The organism is Streptomyces sp. SID486 (assembly GCF_009865385.1).
Taxonomy (GTDB): Bacteria; Actinomycetota; Actinomycetes; order Streptomycetales; family Streptomycetaceae; genus Streptomyces.
Map to the genome: position 1 here is coordinate 1 of NZ_WWJT01000727.1, position 9,865 is coordinate 9,865.

A 9,865-nucleotide genomic window follows, 5' to 3' on the forward strand; every position below is an offset into this window, starting at 1 on the left:
CGGTTCCCTCGGGGCGGCACGGTTCCCGGCCGGTGCCGGCTCCTGCGGGGTGGCGCGTACGGCGGCCAGCACCCGGTCGCGCAGGGCGGCGGGCGCGGGGGCCGCGGCGGACCAGGCGAGCCGGACCGCGTCCTCGGCGAGGTCACGCACCTCGGCGGCGCAGTGGTCGCAGCGTGCCAGGTGCTTCTCGAAGCGGCGCCGCTCGTCCGGGTCGAGGGCGTCGAGCGCGTAGGGGGCGGCGAGGGAGTGCCGGTCCTCGCCGCGCGAGAGTCCGCCGAGGATGCTCATGCGGCGCCTCCCAGGCACTGGCGCAGCCGGGTGAGTCCGTCGCGCATCCGCGTCTTGACCGTGCCGAGCGGCAGCGAGAGCCGTTCGGCCACCTCCCGGTAGGTGTAACCGTCGTAGTAGGCCAGGGTCACCGACTGGCGTTGCAGGGTGGTGAGCCGGGTCAGGCAGCGGCGCACCCACTCCCGTTCCAGACCGGCCTCGACCTCCTCGGCGACCTGGTCGAACGCGGGTTCCCCGGCGCGCAGGGCCTCGCGCTGCTCGCGCTCCCCGGCCGCCCGGGCGCTGCGCACCCGGTCGACGGCGCGGCGGTGGGCGAGGGTCAGGATCCAGGACAGGGCGCTGCCCCGGCGGGGGTCGAACCGGGCGGCGGAGCGCCACAGTTCGAGCAGCACCTCCTGGGCGACCTCCTCGGACTGGGCGGGATCGCGCACCACCCGTCGTACCAGCCCGTACAACGGCCCGGACACCACCGCGTACAGCTCCTCGAACGCCCTCTGGTCGCCGTCCGCCACGAGCACCAGCAGGTCGTCCGCCTGGCTGCCGGCCCCCTCCCGGTGGCCGCAGCCGGCTCCTCCCCGCGTACCGCGCATCCGCACCGCACACACCTCCCCGGAGTGATACGGATCAGCGGGCCGAAAACGCGGGTCCCGGGCCGGAAAAAAGAAACTCCCGTCCGGACCAAACCGATCGGCGGGGCCGCTCCGTATATCCGTCCGTCAAAGGCAAGTCAGCACTGAGGACGGACGGCATGACACCTGTTTTCTCCAGGAGCGGCACGGCACGCGCGGGTCTGGTCACGCTCATCTGCGGCGCGCTGGCCACCGGCGGGCTCACGGCCGCCACGGTCGCCACGCTGGCACCCGGGGCGGCCTTCGCCTCCTCCCACCGCGAGGCCCCGCTGATCTCGGGCACCCCGCAGTACGACAACACCGACCTGTACGCGTTCGTCAGTCCGGACAAGCCCGACACGACGACGATCGTGGCGAACTGGATCCCCTTCGAGGACCCGGCCGGCGGACCGAACTTCTACACGTTCGCCGACGACGCCCAGTACGACCTGCACATCGACAACAACGGTGACGCACAGGGCGACCTGGTGCTGCGCTACACGTTCAAGACCCACACCAAGAACGGGAACACCTTCCTCTACAACACGGGCGCGGTCACCAACCTGGCCGATCCCGACCTCAACATCACCCAGACCTACGACCTCGACCTCATCCGGCTGAAGAACGGGCACGAGATGTCGAGGACGAAGCTCGCCGACGACGTGCCGGCCGCGCCGTCCGACGTGGGCAAGGCGTCCATGCCGGACTACGGCAAGCTCCGTTCGCAGGCCGTCTACAAGTCGCCGGGCGGCACGACGACCTTCGCCGGACAGGCGGACGACCCGTTCTTCCTGGACCTGCGGGTCTTCGACCTGCTGTACGGCGGGAACCTCAGCGAGGTCGGCCGGGACACCCTCAAGGGTTACAACGTCAACACCATCGCCGTGCAGGTGCCCAACGACCTCATCCGCGAGTCCGCCCACCAGCCGGTCGTCGGCATCTGGTCGACCACTCAGCGCCGCAACGCGCAGGGCTACTACAGCCAGGTGTCGCGCCTGGGCAACCCGCTGGTCAACGAGGTCGTCAACCCGCAGAAGGACAAGGACCGGTTCAACGCCTCGGAGCCCGCGTACGACGCGCAGTTCCTGAAGAACGTCACCCACCCCGAGCTGCCGAAGCTCATCGAGTCCATCTACAAGATCAAGGCGCCGGCGGAGCCGCGCAACGACCTGGTCGACGTCTTCCTGAAGGGTGTCAAGGGGCTCAACCAGCCGCCGAACGTGAAGGCTTCGGAGCAGCTGCGGCTGAACACCTCGGTCAAGCCGAGCATGCACCCCAAGCGGCTGGGTGTACTGGACGGCGACAACGCGGGCTTCCCGAACGGCCGTCGGCTCACCGACGACGTGATCGACGAGGCGCTCCAGGTGGTCGAGGGCGAACTGGTCGGTTCCAAGAACGACTTGGGTGACGCGGTCGACAAGAACGACAAGAAGTTCGAGCAGCACTTCCCGTACGTCGCCGAGCCCACGGCCGGTTCGCGCGGCCCGCTCGCCAAGGGCACGACGGCGGGCACGGACGTACGCAGCCAGCTCGGGGACGCCCTGCGACCGGCCGGCCCGTCCTCCGGCGGCTCCGGCGACACCGTGCTGATCGCCGCCTCCGCGGCCTCGGGCGCGGCCGGGATCCTGCTCATCGGCACCGCCTTCGCGTGGTGGCGCCGGCGCATGCAGCGCGCGTACTGAGCCGCACATCACCGAGAGCGGCGCGGTCCGCTTCCCGTCCCCCCACGACGGGCCGCGCCTTCGCACGACCGACGGAGGAGCAGGCATGAGCCCGCGCGGGCAGGACGACGAGCAGCACGGACAGACGGCGCGCACGGCCGGGGACGCTCCCCCGGCACCGCCTTCACCCGACGACGACCGGACCCACGCGGCCGCCGACGGGGGCGGGCGGGCCGGGAAGGAGGGTGCGCGAGCCGGGGCGGAAGGCGGGCGCACCACCGAGGACGGCGTGCGCGCCGTGCACGGGGGCGACGGTGCCCTCGGGCGTCGCCGGCGCGGGACCCCGGTGCTCGCCTGTGCCGCCCTGCTGGCCGTCGCCATGACCGGTGGTGCCCTCGCGCTCGGTGCCGAGCGGGTCCCGGCGTCGCAGCCGGTGGCCGTGGGCGCGGCCGACCCCGGCGTGCCGGGCGGCGCGGACCTGGACGCGAGCATCACCGCGCTCCAGGCCCATCTGCGGTCCCAGCCGAAGGACTCCGGCGGCTGGGCCACCCTCGGTCTCGCCTACGTGGAGCAGGCCCGCACCAAGGGCGACCCGGCCCGCTACCCGCAGGCCGACCGTGCGCTGCGCCGTTCGCTGTCGCTCGCACCGGACAACGACCAGGCCCTGGCCGGCCGCGCCGCCCTCGCCGCCGCCCGGCACGACTTCGGCGGCGCCCTGGCCCTCGCGGACGCGGCCCTGCGGCACAACCCGTACAGCGAGCGCGCGCTGTCGTCCCGGATCGACGCCCTGGTCGAACTCGGCCGGTACGCCGACGCGTCGGCGGCCGCGAAGACCGCCGACGCGCGCAGGCCGGGCGTGCCGGTGTTCACCCGGTACGCGTACGTGCACGAGCTGGCCGGGGACGTGACCACGGCCCGCCGCGTCCTCGGACAGGCGCTGGCCTCCGCCACCTCGCCGGGCGACACGGCCTACGTGGCCGCACAGCTCGGCCAACTCGCCTGGAGCCAGGGCGACCACAGGACGGCACTCACCTGCTACGCCCGCGCGCTGGCCGCCGACGACGGCTACCTCCCCGCGCTGGAGGGCCGGGCCCGCGCCCGGGCGGCCGGCGGAGACCTGGCCGCGGCGATCCGGGACATGGAGGCGGTGGTGGCCCGCTCCCCCCTGCCCGGTCCGCTCGTCGAGCTGGGCGAGCTGTACGAGGCGCGGGCCGCGGCCGGTGACACCGCACGGGCCCGGCGGCAGTACGCCCTGGTCGACGCCTGGATCGCGCTGGCCCGTGCCAACGGCGTCGACGCGGACCTGGACACCGCGCTGGCCGCCGCCGACCACGGCGACAGGCGGGCTGCCCTGCGCGCGGCCCGCGCCGAGTGGGCCCGCCGGCACACCGTGCACACCGCGGACGCCCTCGCCTGGGCCCTGCACGTCAACGGTCATGACGAGGAGGCCCTTCCCTACGCGCGCCGGGCCACGGCCACCGGCTACCGCAACGCGGCCTTCCGCTACCACCGGGGTGTGATCGAACTGGCCACCGGCCACAGGGCGGCCGGCCGCGCCTCGCTGGCCGCCGCGCTGAAGCTGAACCCGGGCTTCTCCCCGCTGGGCGCCGCCCGGGCCCGTGCGGCACTGGAGGGGTCCGAGTGATCCGGGTGATCCGGGTGATCCGGGTGCCGCGTCGGTTGTACGTCCTGCTCGCCGGGTGCGCCCTGGTGCTGCTGCCGGCGGGCACGGCGAGCGCCCACCCGCTGGGCAACTTCACCGTCAACCGCTACGACGGCCTGGTCGCCGCTCCCGGCCGGCTCCGTGTGGACCACGTGGAGGACCTCGCCGAGATCCCGGCGACGCAGGCGGAGCCCGAGGTCGAACGGCTGGGACTCGGGGCGTGGGCCCGGCAGCGGTGCGCACGGGCGGCCGCCGGCAGCGGGCTCAGGGTGGACGGGCGTGCGACCGCTCTGACGGCCACCCGCAGCAGCGCGCGCCTGCGCCCCGGCCAGGCCGGACTGCACACCCTCCGCGTGGAGTGCCGGCTGACCGCGCCGCTTCCCCGCGGTGCCACCGTCACCGTCGGCTTCCACGGCGCCGGGGCCGCCGGGGGACCGGGCTGGCGGGAGATCACGGCGCGGGGTGACCGGATGACGCTCATCGCGACGGACGTGCCGAAGGCGTCGGTCTCCCGGGAGCTGACCGCCTACCCCGGGGATCTGCTGTCCTCCCCCGCCGACACCGGCACGGCCTCGCTGCGGGTACGGCCCGGCGGACCGGCGCTCGCGGCGGACGCGCAGCGGCAGCAGGCCCCGGGCGCCGGTGTGCTCCCGAGGGGCGCCGACCGCTGGACCCGGGCCCTGGACGACCTCGTGGCCCGGCAGGACCTCACCGTCGGCTTCGCGGCGCTGGCCCTGCTCGTCGCGGTCGTCCTGGGCGCGACGCACGCCCTCGCGCCGGGGCACGGCAAGACGCTGATGGCCGCCACGGCGGCGGCGCGCGGCGGGCGGGCCCGGCCGCGGGACGTGCTGCCGCTGGCCGCTTCGGTGACGGTGACCCACACCCTGGGCGTGGTCGCGCTCGGCCTCCTCGTCACGGCCGGCTCCGCCGCGACGCCCACGGTGATCTCCTGGCTGGGCGTGGCGGGCGGCGCCCTGGTGCTGGCGGCGGGTGTGACGCTCGTACGGCGGGCTTGGCGCAACCGTGCGCACGCGGCGGTCGCACCCCCTGCCGCAGTGGCGCACAGGGAGTTGGCGACGGTGGGCGCCGGCCCCGGCGCCACCCACCGAAGCCACGAGCACCACCACCATCACCCCGCCACCGACGGGGAACGGACCCATGGAGACCACGCACATGGAGACCACACACACAGCCACGACGACCACGCTCACGTCCACACCCATGGGAACCACAGCCACACCCACGGACGCCACACCGACGGGGGCCACATCCATGGCGGCCACGCCCATGGCGGCCACGCCCATGGAGACCACACCCATGGGGGGCAAACCCACACCCACACCCACGGCGGTCACACCCACACCCACGCCGTCGCCCCTACCCTGCGCGGCACGATCCTGCTCGGGTTCGCCGGCGGTCTGGTACCCAGCCCCTCCGCCGTCGTCGTGCTCGTCGGCGCCGCAGCGCTGGGCAAGGCGTGGTTCGGTCTGCTGCTCGTCATGGCGTACGGGGCCGGTCTCGCACTGACCCTCACCGCCGCCGGCTTCGCGGTCGTACGGCTGGGCGCGGGGGCGGCCCGCATGCTGGACCGGCGCCCGCGCTGGACCGGTCACCCGCTGACCGCCCTGGTGCGCCGGACCCTGCCGCTCGCGTCGGCACTGGTCGTACTGGCGCTGGGCGCGGGACTGGTGCTCAAGGGGGCCGTGTCCGCGCTCGGCTGAGGCGCCGACCGGGCCCCGGTGAGGGGGACCGGTCGGGGTCGCGTCGGCCTCGATGCCTTCTCGGTGACCTGTACGACGGAGACGGAGACCCCGGCGGACGGAGCCTCCGCCTCACCGCCGGGCCCGCCCTGAGAGACCACCGGGGGAACGGCCCGAGGAACGGCCCGGAGAGTTCACCCGGAAGAGCGAGCCCGTCGGCTCATGCGGCGTTCGTGAACACCGGCAGGTAGCCACCGGACTGACCGGACGCGGTCGGGTGGTACGACTCGCCGATGTTCAGCCAGTTGACGCTGTGCAGCCAGGAGTTGCTGGAGCAGATCTCGTGGCCGGAGAAAGTGGTGCGGACGTCGCCGAAGACGAAGTTGTGGGCGGAGACACGGGCCTTGATGACGGTGTTGATGTAGTCGGCCGCGTCGTTGATCGCGGACCGCTTGGTCTCGGAGAGCCCGAGGCAGGACTGGCCGAGCAGGTAGAAGCGGGGGTAGCCGATGACGACCACCCGGGCCGACGGGGCCTTGGCGCTGATCGCGTTGTAGACGGTGTCCAGTTTGCCGGGGAGCGTGTTGGTGACGTACGCCCTGGCAGTGTTGATCTTGGACAGGCAGGAACTGTCGGACTGGAGCACGCAGGTGGTCATGACGTCGGAGAAGCCGGCGTCGTTGCCGCCGATGCTGATGGACACCAGTGAGGTGGAGGAGTTCAGCGAGCCGAGCTGGCCCGAGAGCACGTCGTCCGTCGTCGCGCCCGAGCAGGCGTTGAAGGCGAAGGAGGCGGGGTTGTGGGCGGCGTTCCACAGGTACGGGTACGCCTTGGTGCTGCGGTTGCAGTCGCCGCTCGAGCTGATGTAACTGCCGGAACCCACTCCGGAGGAGTAGGAGTCGCCGAGCGCCACGTAACCGCCGGTCGCGGCGGTCGAGGACGCCTGCGCCGAAGCGGCCCCGGTGAGACCGAGGCCGGCGGCGAGGAGGAGCGAGGTCACGAATCCGGTAAGTCGGGAACGTCTCATGGAACCTCCCTTTAGCAGGATCTCTGCCATGACTTTCGTAGCGCCTACGCGTGTTGACGGGAAGTGTTCATGCCAAGACTTTTGCTCTCTCAACAGGATCGGCCCAAGACGTTCACGGCTCAGCTATTGCATGTGCATGCCATGTAGGTTGACCATCGGTCAACTCGCCCACCAGGCACAGCCGTCGGGCGGCGCCGGGAACACCTGTGCCGCCAGGACGTCGTCTTGACGGCCCGCCGGTGGCTGCGCCACATTGAAGCCCGGCATCCGGCGCGTCAGGGGGCAAACTGGCCCATGCGGACCATACGTATCAAGGCACCTTCTCCAGACGGCGCCGAGGCACACGCCGACGGGGCACGACCGGGGCCGGGGCGGGGCCTGCCGGCGCTGCTCGCCGGAGCCGCGACCGCCGTCTCGGCGGCCGGTGCGCTGCTCGCGTTCACCGACTCCGATTCACCTCTGCGGGCCCCGTGCGCGCTGCTGTTCCTGCTCGCGGCACCGGCCGCGGCGATCGCGGTGGCGCTGCGCGGACTCGGACCCCTCGGCCGGGCCGTCACGGCGCTGGCCGGCGCGGTGGTCGCCGACATGCTGATCGCCCAGATCATGCTGGCCGTGCACCGCTGGTCGATCCGGGGCGGGGTGGTCGCGGTGACCGCACTGAGCCTGCTGATCCTTTTGCCGGCCCTGCACCGGACACGGATATCCGAAAATCGCACACAAGACTGAACAAGCCGGGCCAACACCGGTTAATGGCCGAACAAATCGGAAAGTGAGGCACATCCCCTGCTCTTGCCCTTAAGGTGCAACCGTCAATACCGTCTACATCTCACCCGCACCGGTGTGTCGCACCAGGCTCCAGGGAGGGGTTCAGGGGCCGTGGCGTCACCGGGGCGGGGCGCGGTAGGGGGGTGCCGTGCTCGGTGACCGCAGCTGTGACCGAGTCGTGCCGCGCGACCGGCTGCCGTCTTTTCCCGGCAGCACGGCCAGCTTTGCCAGCTCGTCGGCGGAAACGGAGAGCGCCGCGGACTTCGGTCCGGGGCCGTCTGCCCCGCCCGGACGAGTACCCCCCTTTCGAACCGGACACAGAGCCGGACCGCCCCGGGCGGGCGGTCCACCGGACGAGAGGGAAAAAGACGCATGAGTTCCGTTCTGCATTCGCCTGGTTCGGGGCAAGATCCCCGGATCGCCACCCATTACCGGCCCATCTCCTCCCATCTGGCGATCACTCCGCCGGTGAGCGTGGTGATTCCCGCGATGAACGAGGCGGAGAATCTGCCCTACGTGTTCAAGAGCCTGCCGGGCTGGGTCCACGAAGTGGTCCTGGTGGACGGCAACTCCACGGACGACACCGTCGAGGTGGCGCGTTCCCTGTGGCCGGACGTCAAGGTCGTCGGACAGCGCGGCAAGGGCAAGGGGGACGCCCTGACCGCCGGGTTCGAGGCGTGCAGCGGCGACATCATCGTGATGGTGGACGCGGACGGCTCGGCCGACGGCGGCGAGATCGTCTCGTACGTCTCCGCCCTGGTCTCCGGGGCCGACTTCGCCAAGGGCTCGCGGTTCGCCAACGGCGGCGGCACGGACGACATGACCTTCATCCGCAAACTCGGCAACTGGGCGTTGTGCACCGTCGTCAACCGCAAGTTCGGCGCCCGCTACACCGACCTGTGCTACGGGTACAACGCGTTCTGGCGGCACTGCCTGGACAAGATCGACCTGGACTGCACCGGCTTCGAGGTCGAGACGCTGATGAACATCAGAGTGGTCAAGGCGGGGCTGAAGGTGCAGGAGATCCCGAGCCACGAGTACCTCCGCATCCACGGCACCAGCAACCTGCGGGCCGTCCGGGACGGGCTGAGAGTGCTGAAGGTGATCCTCAAGGAGCGCTCCAACCGGCGCGACCTGCGCCGCCGCACCCGCAACTCCCCCCTGCTGCGCACCGGGCAGGGAGAGGTCTCTTGACGGATCCCGGCATCTCCGTCGTGATCTGCGTGTACACCGAGGACCGCTGGGAGGACATCCTCGCGGCGGTCTCCTCGGTGCGCGCGCAGTCGTACCCGGCGCTGGAGACCCTCCTCGTCGTCGACCACAACCCGGCCCTGCGCGAACGCCTGGCCCACGCCTTCGAGGCGGCCGACGGCGTCCGGGTGCTGCCCAACGCCGGCCCGCGCGGCCTGTCCGCCGGACGCAACACCGGCATCGCCGCCTCCCGCGGCGAGGTGATCGCCTTCCTGGACGACGACGCCGTGGCCGAGCGGGACTGGCTGCGTCACCTCGCCGCCGGGTACGCCGACCCGCGTGTGCTCGCGGTGGGCGGCCGTACGGTGCCCAGCTGGGCGTCGGGCCGGCGGCCCGACTGGTTCCCGGAGGAGTTCGACTGGGTCGTGGGCTGCACCTACCGGGGGCTGCCGCCCGGCCGGGTCCGGGTCCGCAACGTCCTCGGCGGCAACGCCTCCTTCCGGCGGACGGCGTTCGAGGCGGCGGGCGGTTTCGCCACCGGTATCGGCCGCGACGGCGACCGGCGGCCCCTGGGCTGCGAGGAGACGGAGCTGTGCATCCGCCTCTCCCGCGCCCGCCCGGACGCCGTCCTGCTCATCGACGACCGGGCGGTGATCCACCACCGGGTGCCCCGGCCGCGGGAGCGTTTCGCCTACTTCCGCACCCGCACCTACGCCGAGGGGCTGTCCAAGGCCCTGGTGGCGCGCAGTGTCGGCGCGGCCAAGGGCCTGGAGTCCGAACGCCGGTACACCACCCGGGTGCTGCCCGCCGGAGTCGCCCGTGGCGTCCGGGACGCCCTGCTCGGCCGGCCGGGCGGAGCGGGCCGCGCGGGCGCCATCGTCGCCGGGGTGCTGAGCGCCGCCGGCGGCTACGCGGCGGGCAGCCTGCGGGCACGGCGCGGCGGTACGACGTTCTCCTCGGCC

The 9,865-nt window shown here is 72.7% G+C and carries 9 protein-coding genes; 6 read left to right on the top strand and 3 right to left on the bottom strand.

Annotated elements, in window-relative coordinates; all coding sequences use genetic code 11:
• Both GT045_RS34150 and GT045_RS34155 read right to left on the bottom strand, forming a co-directional pair.
• Window positions 1-288, bottom strand: a 288-nt coding sequence (locus tag GT045_RS34150; RefSeq protein ID WP_202527573.1) for a zf-HC2 domain-containing protein, incomplete at its 3' end; no start/stop codon positions are given.
• Window positions 285-878 (bottom strand): sigma-70 family RNA polymerase sigma factor, encoded by a 594-nt coding sequence (locus GT045_RS34155; protein WP_161333837.1) that lies wholly within the window; start codon window positions 876-878, stop codon window positions 285-287. The genes GT045_RS34150 and GT045_RS34155, both read right to left, overlap by 4 nt.
• A gap of 158 nt (window positions 879-1,036) precedes the next feature.
• Between GT045_RS34155 and GT045_RS34160 the strand changes: the two genes are divergently transcribed.
• The 3 genes from GT045_RS34160 to GT045_RS34170 all read left to right on the top strand — a co-directional run bounded on the left by GT045_RS34160 (window position 1,037) and on the right by GT045_RS34170 (window position 5,941).
• The gene (locus GT045_RS34160) at window positions 1,037-2,578 is read left to right on the top strand and encodes a DUF4331 domain-containing protein (protein ID WP_161333836.1); all 1,542 of its coding nucleotides are present in this window, start codon (window positions 1,037-1,039) and stop codon (window positions 2,576-2,578) included.
• An 85-nt stretch (window positions 2,579-2,663) separates the two neighbouring features.
• Window positions 2,664-4,202, top strand: a complete 1,539-nt coding sequence (locus GT045_RS34165) for a hypothetical protein (protein WP_237539095.1) — start codon at window positions 2,664-2,666, stop codon at window positions 4,200-4,202.
• A gap of 5 nt (window positions 4,203-4,207) precedes the next feature.
• A complete protein-coding gene (locus GT045_RS34170; RefSeq protein WP_345942841.1) occupies window positions 4,208-5,941 on the top strand; it encodes a nickel transporter in 1,734 nt (577 codons plus the stop codon).
• Window positions 5,942-6,140: 199 nt separating this feature from the next.
• Here the strand turns inward: GT045_RS34170 and GT045_RS34175 are convergent, their stop codons facing one another.
• Complete coding sequence (locus GT045_RS34175; RefSeq protein WP_161336562.1) at window positions 6,141-6,947, bottom strand: SGNH/GDSL hydrolase family protein; 807 nt, start codon at window positions 6,945-6,947, stop codon at window positions 6,141-6,143.
• Window positions 6,948-7,241: 294 nt separating this feature from the next.
• Between GT045_RS34175 and GT045_RS34180 the strand changes: the two genes are divergently transcribed.
• The 3 genes from GT045_RS34180 to GT045_RS34190 all read left to right on the top strand — a co-directional run.
• Window positions 7,242-7,673, top strand: coding sequence for a hypothetical protein (locus GT045_RS34180; protein WP_237539096.1), 432 nt, complete (start codon window positions 7,242-7,244; stop codon window positions 7,671-7,673).
• Window positions 7,674-8,084: 411 nt separating this feature from the next.
• Window positions 8,085-8,906 carry a glycosyltransferase family 2 protein gene (locus GT045_RS34185; protein WP_161336563.1) on the top strand — a complete coding sequence of 274 codons (822 nt, stop codon included), beginning with the start codon at window positions 8,085-8,087 and terminating at the stop codon, window positions 8,904-8,906.
• Window positions 8,903-9,865, top strand: a 963-nt coding sequence (locus tag GT045_RS34190) for a glycosyltransferase family 2 protein (RefSeq protein WP_161336564.1), incomplete at its 3' end; no start/stop codon positions are given. The genes GT045_RS34185 and GT045_RS34190, both read left to right, overlap by 4 nt.

Coding starts and splice junctions, on each gene's coding strand:
- GT045_RS34155 (WP_161333837.1), bottom strand. CDS start 878: ATGCGCGGTACGCGGGGAGGAGCCGGCTGCGGCCACCGGGAGGGGGCC.
- GT045_RS34175 (WP_161336562.1), bottom strand. CDS start 6,947: ATGAGACGTTCCCGACTTACCGGATTCGTGACCTCGCTCCTCCTCGCC.
- GT045_RS34185 (WP_161336563.1), top strand. CDS start 8,085: ATGAGTTCCGTTCTGCATTCGCCTGGTTCGGGGCAAGATCCCCGGATC.
- GT045_RS34180 (WP_237539096.1), top strand. CDS start 7,242: ATGCGGACCATACGTATCAAGGCACCTTCTCCAGACGGCGCCGAGGCA.
- GT045_RS34160 (WP_161333836.1), top strand. CDS start 1,037: ATGACACCTGTTTTCTCCAGGAGCGGCACGGCACGCGCGGGTCTGGTC.
- GT045_RS34165 (WP_237539095.1), top strand. CDS start 2,664: ATGAGCCCGCGCGGGCAGGACGACGAGCAGCACGGACAGACGGCGCGC.